At 67.2% G+C, this 17,539-nt stretch carries 12 protein-coding genes; 9 read left to right on the forward strand and 3 right to left on the reverse strand.

Going from position 1 to position 17,539, the window contains the following annotated elements:
• The first annotated feature begins 91 nt into the window (after positions 1–91).
• The 3 genes from ACQR0Z_RS05845 (at position 92) to ACQR0Z_RS05855 (ending at position 5,999) form a co-directional block, all read left to right on the forward strand.
• Positions 92–1,597: an outer membrane protein gene (locus ACQR0Z_RS05845; RefSeq protein ID WP_434878429.1), complete on the forward strand. Its 1,506-nt coding sequence runs from the start codon at positions 92–94 to the stop codon at positions 1,595–1,597.
• 152 nt (positions 1,598–1,749) lie between these two features.
• Positions 1,750–4,578, forward strand: a complete 2,829-nt coding sequence (locus tag ACQR0Z_RS05850; protein WP_434917949.1) for a DUF3160 domain-containing protein — start codon at positions 1,750–1,752, stop codon at positions 4,576–4,578.
• Positions 4,575–5,999 carry a CapA family protein gene (locus ACQR0Z_RS05855; RefSeq protein WP_434878431.1) on the forward strand — a complete coding sequence of 475 codons (1,425 nt, stop codon included), beginning with the start codon at positions 4,575–4,577 and terminating at the stop codon, positions 5,997–5,999. Before ACQR0Z_RS05850 ends, ACQR0Z_RS05855 begins: the two co-directional genes overlap by 4 nt.
• 164 nt (positions 6,000–6,163) lie before the next feature.
• On the opposite strand, the gene aroQ is transcribed toward ACQR0Z_RS05855, so the two are convergent.
• Positions 6,164–6,622, reverse strand: a complete 459-nt coding sequence (aroQ, locus tag ACQR0Z_RS05860; RefSeq protein ID WP_434878432.1) for a type II 3-dehydroquinate dehydratase — start codon at positions 6,620–6,622, stop codon at positions 6,164–6,166.
• Between the two features lie 254 nt (positions 6,623–6,876).
• A complete protein-coding gene (locus ACQR0Z_RS05865; protein WP_434917950.1) occupies positions 6,877–9,069 on the reverse strand; it encodes a methyl-accepting chemotaxis protein in 2,193 nt (730 codons plus the stop codon).
• Positions 9,070–9,435: 366 nt separating this feature from the next.
• Between ACQR0Z_RS05865 and ACQR0Z_RS05870 the strand changes: the two genes are divergently transcribed.
• Complete coding sequence (locus ACQR0Z_RS05870; protein ID WP_434917951.1) at positions 9,436–10,434, forward strand: helix-turn-helix domain-containing protein; 999 nt, start codon at positions 9,436–9,438, stop codon at positions 10,432–10,434.
• Between the two features lie 138 nt (positions 10,435–10,572).
• Entirely contained in the window at positions 10,573–12,090 is a 1,518-nt protein-coding gene (adh, locus tag ACQR0Z_RS05875) for an aldehyde dehydrogenase (protein WP_434917952.1), read from the forward strand.
• Between the two features lie 83 nt (positions 12,091–12,173).
• Here adh and ACQR0Z_RS05880 read toward each other — a convergent pair whose 3' ends face one another.
• Positions 12,174–12,848 (reverse strand): helix-turn-helix domain-containing protein, encoded by a 675-nt coding sequence (locus ACQR0Z_RS05880; protein WP_434878436.1) that lies wholly within the window; start codon positions 12,846–12,848, stop codon positions 12,174–12,176.
• 246 nt (positions 12,849–13,094) lie between these two features.
• Here ACQR0Z_RS05880 and ACQR0Z_RS05885 point away from each other — a divergent pair, with 246 nt between their 5' ends.
• The 4 genes from ACQR0Z_RS05885 to glnT all read left to right on the forward strand — a co-directional run bounded on the left by ACQR0Z_RS05885 (position 13,095) and on the right by glnT (position 17,386).
• Complete coding sequence (locus tag ACQR0Z_RS05885) at positions 13,095–13,988, forward strand: class II glutamine amidotransferase (RefSeq protein ID WP_434917953.1); 894 nt, start codon at positions 13,095–13,097, stop codon at positions 13,986–13,988.
• Positions 13,988–14,671 (forward strand): protein glxC, encoded by a 684-nt coding sequence (locus ACQR0Z_RS05890; RefSeq protein ID WP_434917954.1) that lies wholly within the window; start codon positions 13,988–13,990, stop codon positions 14,669–14,671. The genes ACQR0Z_RS05885 and ACQR0Z_RS05890 overlap by 1 nt, the downstream gene beginning before the upstream one ends.
• Before the next feature lie 10 nt (positions 14,672–14,681).
• On the forward strand, positions 14,682–16,007 hold the full coding sequence (locus ACQR0Z_RS05895) for an FMN-binding glutamate synthase family protein (protein WP_434917955.1): 1,326 nt from the start codon (positions 14,682–14,684) through the stop codon (positions 16,005–16,007).
• 80 nt (positions 16,008–16,087) lie between these two features.
• Positions 16,088–17,386: a type III glutamate--ammonia ligase gene (glnT, locus tag ACQR0Z_RS05900; protein WP_434917956.1), complete on the forward strand. Its 1,299-nt coding sequence runs from the start codon at positions 16,088–16,090 to the stop codon at positions 17,384–17,386.
• Positions 17,387–17,539 lie beyond the last annotated feature (153 nt).

Genomic DNA, 17,539 nt, shown 5'->3' on the forward strand with positions numbered 1-17,539 from the left:
GGCGACCGACCTCGCCCTGCCGCCCCCGCTCCCGCCTCCCGACGTATTCGCCTACAGGTGGAGTGGCTGCCATGTCGGCGCCAATGGCGGCATGGCGTGGTCGCGTCAGCAGCAGACGTGGAGTCAGCTCGCCAATGCCGGCGCCGCGCCCGCGCAGCCTGCGCAGCAGCAGCCTGCCGGCAATGCCAACACTCCGCCGGCCAAGCCGCCGGTGGTTGCAAACCCGCCGCAGAACCCGCCGCCGCCGAACAACCCCGGCGGGAACAACGGCGGAGGCAAGCCGCCCTACAAGCCGCCTCACAAGCCTCCGGTTTATGGCGATCACGGCGGCGGCTGGTGGAAGCCCAGCAAGCCCGCTCTCTGCGAAAAGGATCACGACGGAGGTTATAGCAAACCGCCCTCCAAGCACGATCACGGCGACCATCATTGGCCGCAGGTCGGGTCGAAAGGTGGCGACAAGCCGTCCTGGCCGTGGCAGACGCCGTCCAAGGACAAGGACGACAACTACAAGGATAACTACAAGGACGTCAAATATAGCGACAACTGGTCCGGCAAGCGCCACGACGACGATCATGACAAGTCGGGCGGCTGGTCGCAGCTGCATTCGAACGGCTATTCCGACCGTTACTCCTGGCTGAGCCACGACAAGCATGATGACAACAAGGCCGGCGGCGGCTGGGGCAAGAAGGACGGCGGCTACGACAAGCCGATTTCGTTCGGCTGGTCGAAGCAGCCGGCAAAGCCCGGCTATGACAGCTACGCCTGGGCGAAGCCGGATCACGACGACGACAAGGGCGGCCACGGCGGCAAGCCCGACAAGGATCATTGGCAGCAGCACGGCGGCAAGCACGATCACGACGGCTGGCCGCAGCATCCGGACAAGCCCGGTTGGCCGCCGAAGACTCCGCCGAAGGACGGCGGCCAGCCGAAGCCGCCACCGCAGGGCAACAACAATCCTCCGCCGCAGAACCCGCCGCCGCAAAATCCTCCGCCTCAGAATCCACCGCCCGTCGCCGGAGGCGGCAACGTGGCGCCGCTGCCGGTTGCGGCCGTGCAGATTCCGACGGCCTCATCGAGCAATGGCAGCGACGTCCTCGGCGGCCTGCAGCTCGGCTGCGACTACCAGTTCGACCGCTTCGTCGTCGGCATCCAGGCGATGGCCGATCTCGGCAACATCAATGCGACGACGTCGCTGGCGCCTGGGATCGCGCTGGATACGCGCGTCAGCAACCTCTACACCGCGACGCTGCGTGCCGGCTATCTGGTGACGCCGGAGGTCCTGCTGTACGCCAGAGGCGGCGCCGCCTGGACGCGCACCCGCGTGGCGGTGACCAACACGGCGACGGGGCAATCGGCGAGCACGGCGTTCAACCGCAGCGGCTGGACGGTCGGCGCCGGCGTCGAGTGGATGTTCGCCCGCAACTGGTCGGCCTTCGCCGAGTATGACTATGCCGATTTCGGCACGGTCACCGGCACCGTGCCTGGCGCGGCCGCGATCACCGGCGGACCCAACGTCGTCAGCCAGAAGACGCAGATTCACACGGCTCTGGTCGGCGTCAACTACCGCTTCGACATTCTGCCGCGCCTCGGCCGCTGACGGCGCGCTCCGATCTCCACAGACGACAGGCCGCCTGGAGCCCCCAGGTGGCCTTTTCTGTTGCGCACGCCCATGCGTCGCCGCATTGAACGTTTCGACGCCGCGCACGGACAAAATGATCCGGCCGCGTGAACGGCAAAACGGAGGATGGCATGACAATCGTCTCGCGCGCGTTGCTCGTCTGTGGCGCCCTGCTGATCGGGGTGACCGGCACCCGCGCGCAGACGCCGCTCGTCGACGAAGCCGCCGCGCCGAGCGAGCCTTATCAAGGCCCGTTCGCCTATGACGAGGAGGAGATCGTGGTGGCGCGCTCGCCGGCCGAGCCGGTCGCGCTCGATCTGCCGCAGGGGCTGTCGTTGCGCGACTACGAGGCGTCGCCGACCGGCCGTGAAGCCGCCGTCATCGTCGAGGACGCCGCGCGCCGCCAGCAGGTGGCATTCTGGGCGTTCGGCCGCGACGGCTTCTCCCGCCGGATCGACGTGCCGGCGCAGACGCGGCTCGTCTCGATCACCTGGCATCCCCGCGGCAAGGCGGTGTTCCTGCTTGCCACGACCGAGCGCGGCTCGCAGATCCTCAGGCTCGATGCGACCGCGGCGAGCTTCACGCCGACAACGGTCTACAGCAGCGCCGCATCGCTGCGCCGGCTGGTGGTCGGCCCGCGTCCGTTCGAGGTCAACGGCGAGAAGGCGCCGGTGCTGCGCCTGTTCTTCGGCGAGAAGCTCGCCAGCGGCGCCTATGCGTTGCGCACGGTGACCGAGACCGGCAAGGGGCTCTACACCGTGGTCGGCCCGCAGCGCGACGCTGGCAAGAAGAACGATGATGAGGCGCCGAACACGACCATCGCGGCATCGGCGCTGCCGCTGCAATTCCATCCCGCCGGCAATCAGCTCGTGTGGGAAGACCAGAAGAAGTGCCTGCACAAGCTCACCTACGCCGCCGACAATTGGGGCAAGAGCGCGCCGCTCGGCCGTGATTGCGGCCATACCTTGACCTACACGCCGAACGGCATCGCCATGATCGACTGGCAGCCCGGTCAGCCCGGCGTCCGCATCAGGGGTCTCGTCGACAATTCCGACCAGGTCGCGCTCGGCGAGTACAAGCTCGACTCGGTGCCGTCGCAGATGCCGGACGGGCGCGGCGTGATCGCGCTCACCACGAACGGTGCCGTCAGGAGCCTGCGGTATCTGCCGATCTCGGTGCCGCTGGCCGACGTCGCCAACGCCTGGATGTACATGGAGAGCGCCGCCGACCAGCAGGCGTTCGTGCGTGACCGCGGCTTGTTCCGGCGGCTGCCGGAGATGGACCAGCTCTACAAGCTGTATGACACCGAGTCCTATCAATGCGGCGCGCCCGACACGCGGGTGCCGACGCGGCCCTATTTTGTCACCACGGATTTGTTCTGGGAATTGTACAGCGCCGCCTTCGACGGCCTGTTCATCATCCTCGAGCGCGAGCAGGCCGGGCCGGCCTTCGCCCGCTTCGTCGCTGCCGCCGATGCGGAGCTTGCCAGGCGGCATCCGGGCAGCCGCATGGCCAAGGCGTTCGCCGCGGCGCATGCCGTGCTCGATGGCCGTAGCGAGTCGAATGCCGAAGCACGTCTCATCGTCGCGGCCCGCGGCGCCGAACAGTCCCTGGCGCTGCAGGAGACGCTGGACTTTGCGCAGTTCAAGCCGCGCGGGCACTACACGACGGACGCGCAGAAGCGCTATTTCGGCGCGGTGCGCTATCTCAGCGCGCTGCCGCTGTCGGCGGAGGACACCGCGATGCTGCGCGGCCTCGATGCGTCCGTCGGCAGGGCGGCGACCGACTGGATCGCGGTGTACCGGCCGTTCATCGCCTCATCGCGGCTCGACCTCGTGTGGGGCGGCGCGGCCTCGACCATCGCCTCGCATCCGGACACGCGCGGCCCGCGGCTGTTTCCGTTGTCCTGGGGCTGGGACAATGAGGCGCTCGACAATGTCGTCGACCACGCCGACCGGCCGGCCGCCGAGCGGATCGTGACGCGCGACGGCGGCTCGCGCCTGTTGCCGTCGGGCCTGGACTTCGCGGCCGTCGCCGGCAATCGGTTGGCAAGCGAGCTGCTCAGCCGCGACTTCGCCACCTATCCCAATCTCGCCGGCCGCATCGCCGCGGTGCGCCAGCGCTTCGCCGCGGCCGGCGGCCAATCGCGCAGCAGCCTCTACGATTCCTGGATCGCGGCGCTGGCAACGCAGTGGGCCGACAGCACGACGGCTTCAACAGTCGCGGGCCCGGTCTGGAACGCCAAGCGCCTGCAGACGGGGCTCGCATCCTGGGCGACGCTGCGCCACGCCACGGTGCTGGTCAACGACAAGACGGTGGCCGAATGCGGCGAGGGCGGCTTCGAGGCGATCGTGATGCAGCCGCCGCGCGGCTATGTCGAGCCCGATCCGGCGAGCTTCGCGGCGATCGCCGATCTGTTCGAGGCGACCATCGCGATGGTGCGGGACGGCCGGAGCCTCGCGGCAGATGCCGCGGCCAATGCGCGGCTGCGCGACGGCATCATCCGGCGCCTGACGGAGTCTCGCGACTCCATCCGCAAATATCAGAGGATTGCCGAGAAGGAGTTGAAGGGCGAGACGCTGAGCGCGGAGGACTACAGGCTGATCCAATATGTCGCCCGCGCCGCTGAGCACAATTTCCTGATCTTCTCCAGCCTGTCGAACCCGCAATATGCGCTGTCCAACCCAGATCCGATGATGAAGGTGGTCGACGTCGCCGACGCGCCCGGGACGACGCGCGAGCTCGGCGTCGGACGGCCGCTGGAATGGGACCAGATCGTGCCGCATGGCGGTCGCTCGCAGATCGTCAAGGGCGGCGTCTATTCCTATTACGAGTTCGCCTCGCCCCGGCCGCTCGACGATGCCGAATGGCGCAAGATGGTCGATGCGCAGCCGCGGCCGGACTGGGTGGCGCGGCATCTGTCGGCGAACGTGTTGTCGTGTCCGGCGCGGCAGCCGTGAGGCGCGCAGCGCTAGCGCTGCTGCTGATGTTGTCCGGCGTGGCAGTGGCGGATGCGGCGGAGTCCGAGGCGGCGCGGCTGCTGTTCACCGGCGACATCATGCTGGCGCGGCAGGTGGCGCGGGAGATCGACGCCCGCCACGGCCTGTCGCCATGGCATGGCCTGCGAGACACGTTTCGGGGCGCCGATCTCGTGGTCGGCAATTTCGAAGGCACCGTCGGACCGGCGGACGCCTGCGATGCGCCGAAGGAGCTGTGCTTCGCGGTCGAGCCGAAGCTGGTGCCGCTGCTCAAGGACGCCGGCTTCACCGCGCTCGGCCTTGCCAACAATCATGCGGGTGATCTCGGCGCGGCGGGGCGCAAGGCGACCCGCGCGGCGCTGCAGGCGGCCGGGCTCGGCGCGATCGGAGCGGCGGAGTCGCCGGCCTTCGTCAAGGTTCGCGACCGTACGCTGGCGCTGATCAGCGTGAACCTCGTTCCAGGCCGCGATGATCTTGTCGATCGGATCCCATCGTGGCAGGTCGCGCGGAAGCTGCGGCTGGCGCGGGCGCTGGCGGACTGGGTGATCGTCTCCGTGCATTGGGGCAAGGAGCTCGCCGACTGGGTCGTGCCGGAGCAGGAGGCTGCGGCGAGGTGGCTGGTCGCGCAGGGCGCCGATCTCATCATCGGCGCGCATCCGCACGTCGTGCAGCCGCCGGCCTGCGTCGATGGCAAGCCGGTGTTCTACTCGCTCGGCAATCACGTCTTCGACCAGAAATATCCGCTGACCAAGCGCGGCCTGATCGCCGATTGCGCGATCAAGGACGACCGGCTGGCCTGCGGCGGCCTGCAGACGAGGACGCCGGAGGGCTCGGCCTATCCCGCCTTGGCGGCGCCCGAGCAGCCGCAGGCGGGTCTCGCCCAGTGTTCCGTGACAGCGGGAGCGCCGTTGCGCGTGTCAGGGCTTGCCATCGGTCCCTGGATTCGCGACGGCGAGATTGTCTCGGACCGCTTCGTTATCGAAGGCCGCGCGGCGGCGAGCCGCTGGCGAACGCCGCCGCGTGCGCTGCTGTCAGCGGAAGCCGGACGCCTGATGGCCGGCGAGCCACCGCTGCTGTTCACGCTCGAACGCCATGCCTCGCCGATCGACGGTGAGGACGGTCCCCGTCCCTATGTCTACGACGTCACGCCGCACGGCCTGGTGGCCAAGTGGCGCGGCTCGGCGCTGGCCTGGCCGCTGCTCGATGCGGTGCTGATCGCCGATGATGCGGGGCAATCCTATCTCTGCGCCCTGCATCGCGGCGATTCCTTCATCATGCTGGATACGGCGACGCCGTCATCGACACGGACCCAGGTCTATGCCTGGAACGGCTTCGGCTTCACCGGTGTGAGCGACGGCGCGCTCGATGCGCGTTGCGCGGGGCGATTCGCCCAGGGCGATTGAGCAGGCGCATGGCTTCAAGTGGATCGCTGCGGCGGGCGCCTGCGGTGCTGATGTCTGCAGCCGTCATTCCGGGGCGCAGCATCCAACCCGGAGTTCCGAGCTGATCAGGCGATCTCGAGAGTCCGGGTTCAGCCCCTTCAGGGCTGCCCCGGACTGACGGCGTCTCAGCCAGCAACGGCCTTGCCGTCATCGAGCAGCTTGGCGACGCGTCGCAGCGCGAGCTGATAGCCCTGGGTGCCGAAGCCCGCCATCACGCCGTCGGCGCGTTTGGAGACGAACGAGTGGTGACGAAATTCCTCGCGCTTGTGCACGTTGGAAATGTGCACCTCGATGACCGTGCCGTCGAACGCATTGAGCGCATCGAGGATCGCGACCGACGTATGGGTGAACGCGCCGGGATTGATGACGATGGCGGCGGCGGTCTCGCGCGCCTCGTGAATCCAGTCGATCAGCTCATATTCGCGATTCGACTGCTGGAAGCGGATCTCCAGGCCGAGCTCGGTTGCGAGCGACCGGCAGTCGCGCTCCACATCGGCCAGCGTCTCATGGCCGTAGATCTCAGGCTGGCGCTTGCCCAGCAGGTTCAGGTTGGGGCCGTTGAGAACATAGACGAGGCGGCTCATGAGAGGACTCCAATCGGCGATGCGCAGGACCTTTGCCGCCTGCAGCTTAATGGCGGGTTTCGGATTGCGCGATCGCGCTGGGGCGGACAATCGCACCAAGTGGGGGCGGTCTGCCAGCATCTTTCTGACGACAGGGGATAAGTCGTCATCTCTGGGCGTCTCGATCGTCACCCTGAACGACATGAGCCCCGCCGATGGGCGGGGCTCTGGTCAGCTCCGGTCAGAGAGTGTGGTCGTCTGCCGGACGCGACGGCTCAGCTGGCGCGGACAGAGCCGAGGAACCTGCTTACCTCGTCCTTGAGCCGGCCGCTGTCCCGCGACAGCAGCTTCGCGGCCGACAGCACCTCCGACGAGGCGGTGCCGGTCTGCGTCGCACCACGTTGCACGTCGGTGATGTTGGATGAGACCTGCTGCGTGCCTTGGGCGGCCTGCTGCACGTTGCGGGAGATTTCCTGCGTCGCGGCTCCCTGTTCCTCGACCGCGGCCGCGATCGTGGCCGAAATCTCCGACAGCCGCTCGATCGTGTCACTGATCTCGCGGATCGCGGTGACCGACTCCTGGGTCGCGGTCTGAATGCCCGCGATCTGCTGGCCGATGTCGCCGGTCGCCTTCGCCGTCTGCTCGGCGAGCGCCTTGACCTCGGTGGCGACCACCGCGAAGCCGCGTCCGGCATCGCCGGCGCGCGCCGCCTCGATGGTCGCGTTGAGCGCGAGCAGGTTGGTCTGGCCGGCGATGCTGTTGATCAGCTCGACGACATCGCCGATCCGCGCCGCGGCCTTGGAGAGCTCGCCGACGCGGCCCGTGGTGCTTCGCGCCTGGGTCACCGCATCGTTCGCCATCTGCGCGGATTGTTGCACCCGGCGGCTGATCTCGGTGACCGACGACGCCATCTGCTCGGTCGCCGACGCCACCGACTGCACGTTGGTCGACGCCTGCTCCGAGGCGACGGCGACGGTCGTGGCGAGCTTCTCGGCCTGGTCCGCGGTCATGGTCAGCGTACCCGCCGACGTTTCGAGCGTGTGCGAGGCGGCCGAGACCGTCTCGACGATACCGCCCACCGAAGCCTCGAACTGGTCCGCCATCACGTTCATCGCCCGCCTGCGCTCCGCGTCCGCGGCCGCCTGGTCCTCCGCACGCTGCGCGATGCTGCGCTTCAGGTCGCCCTGCATCGCCTTCAGCGACGTGGCGAGCGCGCCGACCTCATCGGCCTGGTCGATCGTCAGGTTCTGGTTGAAGTCGCCCTTGGCGATGCCGTCGGCGAAGACAGCGCAGGCCTGGATCGGACGGGCGATGCTGCGCGCCGCAACGGCGATCAGGAAGATCGCGAGCGCCGTGATCACGATGCCGACGCCGAGCTGCCAGATCGTGTTGGTGGTCGAGCGGCCGCTCAGCGAAGCGTCGAGCTGCTGCGCCGAGGCCAGCACGACATGGCGTGGGATCGAGATCACGACCGACCACGGCGTGTTGGTGAGGCCAAGGCGAATGGGTGCGTAGATGTCGATGTCGGTGACATTGGGATCGTCCTGAACCGTTCCCTTGCCGGTGCGGACGATGGCGGCGCTGTCGGTCCAGCGCGGATCGGCTGATGTCGCGGCCTTGCCGATGACGTCGTGATTGGCGCTGTCGGCGACCACGAGCCCGGTGTCGTTGAGGATCACGACCTTGCCCTTGCCGCCGAACAGCGAGGCGTTCATCTTGGTCGCGAGCGTCTGAACGAAATCGAGATTGTAGTCGGCGCCGGCGAGGCCGCGGAATTTGCCGTCGATCATCACCGGCACCGACATCGTGGCCAGAAACACCGGCTTGCCCTGGACGATGTAGGGCAGCGGTCCGAGGATGTTCTCCTTACCCGTGCTGCTCGGGTTGATGTACCAGGCGCCCTTCACGAGACCGTTAGGATGACGCTCGCTGCTGTCGTATTCGACCAGCGGCTGGACCGCGATCGCGCCGCCGGCGCTGCGCGTCCAGTAGGGCAGGAAGCGGCCGGTCTGATCGGAGCCGACGTCCTTGCGTCCCTTGAACGCGTTGTCATTGCCGTCGAGCGCGCCGGGCTCCCAGGCCGAGTAGGTGCCGTTGAACGCCGGGTTGAGCTCCAGCACGCGCCGCAGAACGGCGTTGAGCTGCGTGCGGCGCGAGGCGGCGTCGATGCCGCTCTTGTCGTCCGCCAGCACCGCGAAGGAATGCGCCAGGGTGCGCGCCGCATCAAATCCGACCTCCAGCTCGGCCTTGATGACGTTGGCCTCGGCGGCCGCCCGGTTCATCAGGCTTTCCTTGGTCTGCTGATCGACCAGCTGCATCACCTCGCGGTTGACGAACTGATTCATGCTCTGTGTCGAGAACAGGCCGTAGCCGATCAGGACAATGCAGGTGAGGACGAGGCAGACGCCCGCGATCAGGGCGATCTTGGTCTGGATGGAGCGGATGGCCGCAAAGGATATCAGTCGCATGGTTCTCTCTCTTGATGTTTGTCGCGCGACCTCAGTCTCGGGGCGTGCGGTGGGCGCATGCGGGAACCATGGGGGAACCGGGATTAACGCGTTTTGAGGAATGGCGCCCGCAGACTGCCTCGCCGGTCGTTTCGCGTCCGCTTGTGTCGCAGCCTTGCGACACCCGGTAATTGTCCGGAAACGTAGAGGTTGCCGGTCGTCGACGTAACACGCAAAAGGGGTGGCCGCTGCCGCATGCGTCTTGCGGCTAATCGTTCGCAGTCAGGCTTCCGGGCGCGTTGCTTGACCTCGGTCAATCAGGGGTGCTGTATTCGCCATAATCTGACGGCAAAGAAGATCGGCTGGGAGAAGGCCAGGAGGAGAGACATGCGGCGCGCGCCCGGGAGTGCGCATTCCGATCGCGTGCTGGATGCTGTCGCCAAAGGCGATACCAAAGGCGATCTCAAGGACGATGCCACCGCCAGCCCGGCGGTCTCGGCGCTGGCAGCCTCATGGCGTCGCTCCGGCCATCTCCATGCACTCGATCCGGCGACCCATGCTCCCTCCCGCCGTCTGACGGCCACCGAGATCAATGTGGCGCGGGAGCGCCTGGGACGGCTGCTCGCGATCGCGCAAGCGAGCCTCGACCGGCTGTTTCTCGCCGTCGGCGGCGTCGGCTGCTCCGTGCTCCTGGCCGATGCCGACGGCACGGTGCTCGACCGGCGCGGCGCCCGCGGGGACGATGGGACATTCGAGTCCTGGGGGCTGTGGACCGGCGCTGTGTGGAGCGAGCGGCACGAGGGCACCAACGCGATCGGCACCTGCCTGGTCGAGAAGCGGCCGCTGACCATCGACCGGGACCAGCATTACCTCACCCGCAATTCCCGGCTGTTCTGCACGACCGCGCCGATCTTCGACGAGAATGGCCAGCTCAGGGCGGCACTTGACGTGTCGTCATGCCGGACGGATCTCACCGAAGGTTTCGGCCGTCTGATCTCGACCACGGTCGCGGACGCCGCGCGCCTCATCGAGGCGGAGAATTTCCGCCAGGCCTTTCCGCAGGCGCGCATCGTGCTGACACCGGAGAGCGAGCGCGAGATCAACTCGCTGCTCGCGGTGGACAGCAACGATCTCGTCGTTGGCGCCACGCGTGCGGCGCGTCGTGCGCTCGGCCTGTCGGCGTCGGCACTGGCGCGGCCGGTCCCGGCGAGCGACCTGATCAGGGGGGCGCGGAGCGAGAGTGACGATATCGACGCGGCCGAGCGCGCGGTGCTGAAGCGCGCGCTCGCGCGTGCCGCCGGCAACGTCTCGAAGGCCGCCAAGGAGCTCGACATGTCGCGCGCCACCCTGCATCGGAAGATGAAGCGGCTCGGGCTGGAGCGCTGAAGCGCGGTTTTGCCAGTCGCCTTGTCGCAGAACTGCGACACTTCCGGCGACGCACCGCCGCCTGCCACTGGTCCGAAAACCCGGTTTGACCGAGCCTCTCTCCAACGCCGTGGACATCGGCGTGTATGGGAGAGAGAAATGACCAAGGTTGACGTCCATGCGGCGCTCAAGCCGCCTTTCGCTGCGCGTTACGACAACTTCATCGGCGGCGCCTGGAAGGCTCCGAGCGCCGGAAAATACTTCGACAATATCTCGCCGATCACCGGCCAGCCGGTGTGCCAGATCGCGCGCTCCGATGCCTCCGACATCGAGGCCGCGCTCGATGCGGCGCATGCCGCCAAGGACGGCTGGGCGCGCAACAGCGTCACCGAGCGCGCGCTGATCCTCAACAGGATCGCTGACCGCATGGAGGCCAATCTCGCCACGCTCGCGCTGGCCGAGACCTGGGACAACGGCAAGCCGATCCGCGAGACGACCGCGGCCGACATTCCGCTCGCGATCGATCACTTCCGCTATTTCGCCGGCGTCATCCGTGGCCAGGAAGGTTCGATCGCCGAGATCGACCACGACACCATCGCCTATCACTTCCACGAACCGCTCGGCGTCGTCGGCCAGATCATTCCCTGGAATTTCCCGATCCTGATGGCGGCGTGGAAGCTCGCCCCCGCGCTCGCGGCGGGCAATTGCGTCGTCATGAAGCCGGCGGAGCAGACCCCGGCCTCGATCATGGTCTGGATGGAGATCATCGGCGACCTGCTGCCGGCGGGCGTGCTCAACGTCGTCAACGGCTTTGGCCTGGAGGCCGGCAAGCCGCTGGCCTCCTCGCCGCGCATCGCCAAGATCGCCTTCACCGGCGAGACCTCGACGGGCCGGCTGATCATGCAATACGCCTCGCAGAACCTGATTCCCGTGACGCTCGAGCTCGGCGGCAAGTCGCCGAACATCTTCTTCAAGGATGTCTGCGCCGAGGACGACGATTTCCTCGACAAGGCGATCGAAGGCTTCGTGATGTTCGCGCTCAACCAGGGCGAGGTCTGCACCTGCCCGAGCCGCGCACTGATCCACGAGTCGATCTACGAGCGGTTCATGGAGCGCGCGCTTCAGCGCGTCGGCGCGATCGTGCAGGGCAGCCCGCTCGATCCGGCCACGATGATCGGCGCCCAGGCCTCGTCGGAGCAGATGTCGAAGATCCTGTCCTATATCGACATCGGCAAGAACGAGGGCGCGCAACTCCTGATCGGCGGTGAGCGGAACGTGCTCAGCGGCGATCTCGCCGGCGGCTACTACGTCAAGCCGACGGTGTTCAAGGGCCACAACAAGATGCGCGTGTTCCAGGAGGAGATCTTCGGGCCCGTCGTCTCGGTCACGACCTTCAAGACCGAGGACGAGGCCTTGTCGATCGCCAACGACACGCTCTACGGCCTGGGGGCCGGCGTCTGGAGCCGCGACGCCAACACCTGCTACCGCTTCGGCCGCGCCATCCAGGCCGGGCGGGTCTGGACCAACTGCTACCATGCCTATCCCGCGCATGCCGCGTTCGGCGGCTACAAGCAGTCGGGCGTCGGCCGCGAGACCCACAAGGTCATGCTCGACCATTACCAGCAGACCAAGAACATGCTGGTGAGCTACAGCCCGAAGAAGCTCGGTTTCTTCTGAAGGCTGCTCGCCGCGCGCCAAGCCGGTCGGTCAAGAGCGCCTGACCGGCTTGTGCGTGTGCGCGCGGCAGCCGCGCTTCGCGGCTACCGGCTGCGCCTGGGATAGATGATCACCGACAGATAGGTCATCGGCGCCTTGATCAGCTCTTCGGGCCCGTGGCGCGCGGCGGCGTCGAAGAACAGCGCGTCGCCCGGCTCCAGCAGATACAGCCGGTCGGCATGGCGGTAGCGCACCTTGCCGGAGAGCATGTAGATGAACTCGACGCCGGCATGGCGGAAATCGGTGTAGGGGACGGCGTCGCCCTTCAGCGTGATCAGATAGGGCTCGACCACGACGTCGCCGCCGAGCGAGTGGCCGAGCAGGTCGTAGAGATGGCCGGCCTTGGTGCCGCGCCGCTCGATGCGCACGCCCTGGCCGGCTTTCACGAAGGAGCAGTCGCGCTCCTCGCCGTTCTCGCGGAACAGCCGCGCGATCGGCACGTTCAGCGCCTTGGCGAGCGCCGACAACGTCGCCAGCGACGGCGAGATCGAGCCGTTCTCGATCTTCGACAGCATGCCCGCCGAGATCCCCGCGGCGATGCCGAGCTCGGAGACGGTGAGATCGAGATCCTTGCGCAGCCGGCGGACCTCGGCGCCGATCTCCGATTCCAGCGTCGGCGTGGCCTCTTTCGGCGCCAGCGAGCCGGTGAGCAGCTCGGGCTCCGCTGACGGCGTGTCCGCCTTGCCCTTCCTGGATTGCTTCGCGGCGCCTTTCGCCACAGGAAACCTCGCTCGCTCGCCGGCGGCTTGCCGCGGCCTGACCGTTCTATTCTCTATACGCCGCGGCAGCCCTCGCGGCCAGGGCGCGGGCTGGTCGTGCGCGTCGCCATCGGTCTCGCACGTTCACAGATGGGCGGAAGATTGATTTTCTTGCAATGAATAAAAGTTTCTTGACGAGAATGGTTGGCTCGCTATCCTGATGGTCGGACGGGGGCCAGTCCGTCCGACAATGAGGTGGATCGGAGCATGTGCGGAATCGTCGGGCTGTTTCTCAAGGCTCCGCGGCTGGAGCCGGAACTCGGCGCCCTGCTCGGCGAGATGCTCGTCGTGATGAGCGATCGCGGTCCGGACAGCGCGGGCTTCGCCGTCTATGGCGGTCGTACCCAGGGAATGGTCAAGCTGACGATTAGCGGCGCTGATGAGGAGACCCTGCGGCGCGCGGTCGCCGAGCTCGGCAAGGCAATCGGCATGATGCCCGCGCTGACCTTGCACGATACCCATGCCGTGGTGTCGATCTGCTTCGACAAGGAAAAGGCGGCGCGCGCCTTCATCGAGAGCCGCGACGACATCAGCTTCGTCGGCGCCGGCGCGCGGATGGAGTTGTACAAGGAGGTCGGCCGTCCCGAGCAGGTCACGCAGCGCTTCGGCCTGTCGCGCATGACCGGCAGCCACGGGATCGGCCATACCCGCATGGCGACGGAATCAGCCGTGACGACGCGCGGCGCGCATCCGTTCTCGACCGGGCTCGATCAGTGCCTGGTGCACAACGGCTCGCTGTCGAACCACAACGGCGTCCGCCGCATGCTGCAGCGGGAGGGCATGCGCTTTTCGACTGAGAACGATACCGAGGTCGCGGCCGGCTATCTGAGCTGGCGCATCCGCGAAGGCGCCTCGCTGAAGGAGGCGCTGACCAGCAGCCTGTCCGATCTCGACGGCTTCTACACCTTCGTTGTCGGCACCGAGACCGGCTTCGCCGTGCTGCGCGACCCGATCTCCTGCAAGCCGGCCGTGATGGCCGAGACCGACGACTACGTCGCGTTCGGCTCGGAGTATCGCGCGCTCGCGGGCCTGCCCGGCGTCGACAAGGCGCACATCTTCGAGCCCGAGCCCGCCACCGTCTACGTCTGGGAGCGTGGCTGATGCCGAGCTTCGATCTCGCCAAGGCGCCGCTGCGCGAGCTCAATGCCGCGCTCCACGCGCTGTCGCCGACCACCAATGAGACGCATTGGGTCGTCAGCAATCCCCTTGGCAAACATGCCGTCGCCTGCGGGCTCGACGCGCCGGTGACGGTCGAGATCGAGGGACACGTCGGCTACTACTGCGCGGGCATGAACAAGACCGCGACGGTCGTCATCTCGGGCAATGCCGGCGTCGGTGTCGCCGAGAACATGATGTCGGGCGAGGTCCGCGTCAAAGGCGACGCCAGCCAGTCGGCGGGCGCTACCGGCTGTGGCGGCCTGCTTGTGATCGAGGGCAATGCCTCGGCGCGCTGCGGCATCTCGATGAAGGGCATCGACATCGTCGTGAAGGGCTCGATCGGGCCGATGAGCGCGTTCATGGCGCAGGCCGGCAATCTCGTCGTGCTCGGCGACGCCGGCGATGCGCTCGGCGATTCCATCTACGAGGCGCGGCTGTTCGTGCGTGGCCGCGTCGCAAGCCTCGGCGCCGACTGCATCGAGAAGCCGATGACGGAGGAAGATCGCGCGATCCTCACCGCCGTGCTGAAGCGCGCCGGGGTTGATGCCGTGGCCGGCGACTTCAAGCTCTACGGCTCGGCGCGGCGCCTCTATCACTTCCACATCGACAATGTCGACGCTTATTGAGGCCATGCCGATGTCCATGCCTCCGCATCGCACCCCGCCGCGCTTCTCCGCGACCTTCAACCCGAACGTGATCGCCGAGATCCAGCGCGCGGCCGCGACCGGCATCTATGACATCAGAGGCGGCGGCGCCAAGCGCGCGCTGCCGCATTTCGACGATCTCTTGTTTCTCGGCGCGTCGATCTCGCGCTATCCGCTCGAAGGCTATCGCGAGAAGTGCGGCACCGACGTCACGCTCGGCACGCGCTTCGCGAAGAAGCCGATCAAGCTGAAGATTCCCGTGACGGTCGCCGGCATGAGCTTCGGCTCGCTGTCCGGTCCCGCGAAGGAGGCGCTGGGCCGCGGTGCGTCCGCCGTCGGCACCTCGACGACGACAGGCGACGGCGGCATGACGCCGGAGGAGCGCGGGCATTCCTCGATTCTCGTCTATCAGTATCTGCCGTCGCGCTACGGCATGAACCCGGATGATCTGCGCAAGGCCGATGCGATCGAGATCGTGATCGGGCAGGGCGCCAAGCCGGGCGGCGGCGGCATGCTGCTGGGGCAGAAGATCTCAGCCCGCGTCGCCAAGATGCGCACCTTGCCGGAGGGCATCGACCAGCGTTCGGCCTGCCGGCATCCGGACTGGACCGGACCCGACGATCTCGAGATCAAGATCGAGGAACTGCGCGAGATCACCGATTGGGAGAAACCGATCTACGTGAAAGTCGGCGCCAGCCGTCCCTATTACGACACGGCGCTGGCGGCCAAGTCCGGCGCCGATGTCATCGTGCTCGACGGTATGCAGGGCGGCACGGCGGCGACGCAGGATGTCTTCATCGAGAATGTCGGCCTGCCGACCTTGGCGGCGATCCGCCCTGCGGTGCAGGCGCTGCAGGATCTCGGCCTGCATCGCAAGCTGCAACTGATCGTCTCCGGCGGCATCCGCACCGGCGCTGACGTTGCCAAGGCGCTCGCGCTGGGCGCCGACGCCGTTTCGGTCGGCACGGCGGCGCTGATCGCGCTCGGCGACAATGATCCGCAATGGGAGGCCGAGTACCAGAAGCTCGGCACCACGGCCGGCGCCTATGACGATTGGCAGGAGGGGCTCGATCCCGCGGGGATCACCACGCAGGACCCTGAGCTCGCCGCGCGGCTCGATCCGGTCAAGGCCGGTCGCCGGCTCGCCAACTATCTCTCGGTGCTGACCCTGGAGGCGCAGACCATCGCGCGCGCCTGCGGCAAGAGCCACGTGCACAATCTCGAGCCTGAGGATCTCGTCGCCTTGACGATCGAGGCGGCGGCCATGGCTGGCGTGCCGCTTGCAGGCACCAACTGGATTCCGGGGCTCGACAAATAGGCTGGCCGTGCTGCGCGCGCCGCTGACGAGATCGACGGATTGAAGATGCCGGGGTCTTTCGAGGACTCAAAGGGGAAACCATGTCGAGTAGTCTTCATGCCGTCGCGTGCGAGCGGGGCATCAAATACTTCCTGATCTCCTACACCGACCTGTTCGGCGTCCAGCGCGCCAAGCTGGTCCCGGCCGCGGCCATCGACGGCATGGCGAAGACCGGTGCAGGCTTTGCCGGCTTCGCGACCTGGCTCGATATGACGCCGGCCGACCCCGACGTGTTCGCGATGCCCGATCCGGCGAGCCTGATCCAGCTGCCGTGGAAGCCGGAGGTCGGCTGGCTGGCCGCCGATCCCTGGATGAACGGCAAGCCGGTGGCCCACGCGCCGCGCAATCTGCTCAAGCGCATGATCGCGGACGCCGCCGCGCAGGGCTATGAGCTGAAATCCGGCGTCGAATGCGAGTTCTTCCTGATCACGGCGGATGGCAGCGCACCGTCCGATGTCGCCGACAAGCAGTCGAAGCCGTGCTACGACCAGCAGGCGCTGATGCGCCGCTACGAGGTGATCGCCGAGATCTGCGATTCCATGCTGGCGCTGGGCTGGAAGCCGTATCAGAACGACCATGAGGACGCCAACGGCCAGTTCGAGATGAACTGGGAGTTCGACACCGCGCTGAAGACCGCCGACCGCCACGCCTTCTTCAAATACATGGTGCGCTCCATCGCCGAGAAGCACGGCCTGCGCGCCACCTTCATGCCGAAGCCGTTCGTCGACCTCACGGGCAATGGCTGCCACGCCCATGTCTCCGTGTGGAAGGACGGCCGCAATCTGTTCGAGGACGAATCCGGCGAGCTGGGCGTCTCCAAGCTGGGCTATCAGTTCCTCGGCGGCATCATGCATTCGGCCGACGCGCTGGCCGCGCTGTTCAATCCCACCGTCAACTCCTACAAGCGCATCAACGCGGCGCGGACGACGTCGGGCGCGACCTGGGCGCCGAACTCCGTCACCTATTCCGGCAACAACCGCACGCATTTGATCCGCATCCCCGAAGCCGGCCGCTTCGAGGTCCGCCTCGCCGACGGCGCCGCCAATCCCTATCTGCTGCAGGCCGGTCTGCTCGCCGCCGGCCTCGACGGCATCGCGCATGATCGCGACCCCGGCCCGCGCCTCGACATCAACATGTATACCGATGGCCACACCGTGAAGACCGGCAAGAAGCTGCCGCTCAACCTGCTCGACGCCATCCGCGCGCTGCAGGCCTCGGAGGTCCTGAGCGAGAAGCTCGGCGATTTCATTCCCTGCTACGTCAAGCTCAAGACCGAGGAATGGAATTCCTATGCGCGGCACCTGACGGAGTGGGAGCGCGAGACGACGCTGGACTGCTGATGCGGCGGCGTCCGAGAACATGACGCTGGCCATGTCATGCCCGGCTCTCTCCACGTCATTGCGAGGAGCGACGCGACGAAGCAATCCAGAGTCCCGCGTGCGACTCTGGATTGCTTCGCTGCGCTCGCAATGACGTTGGAAAGAGCGGGCGTG

It is taken from the genome of Bradyrhizobium sp. HKCCYLS3077 (assembly GCF_051167555.1).
In the GTDB taxonomy this organism is placed as follows: domain Bacteria; phylum Pseudomonadota; class Alphaproteobacteria; order Rhizobiales; family Xanthobacteraceae; genus Bradyrhizobium.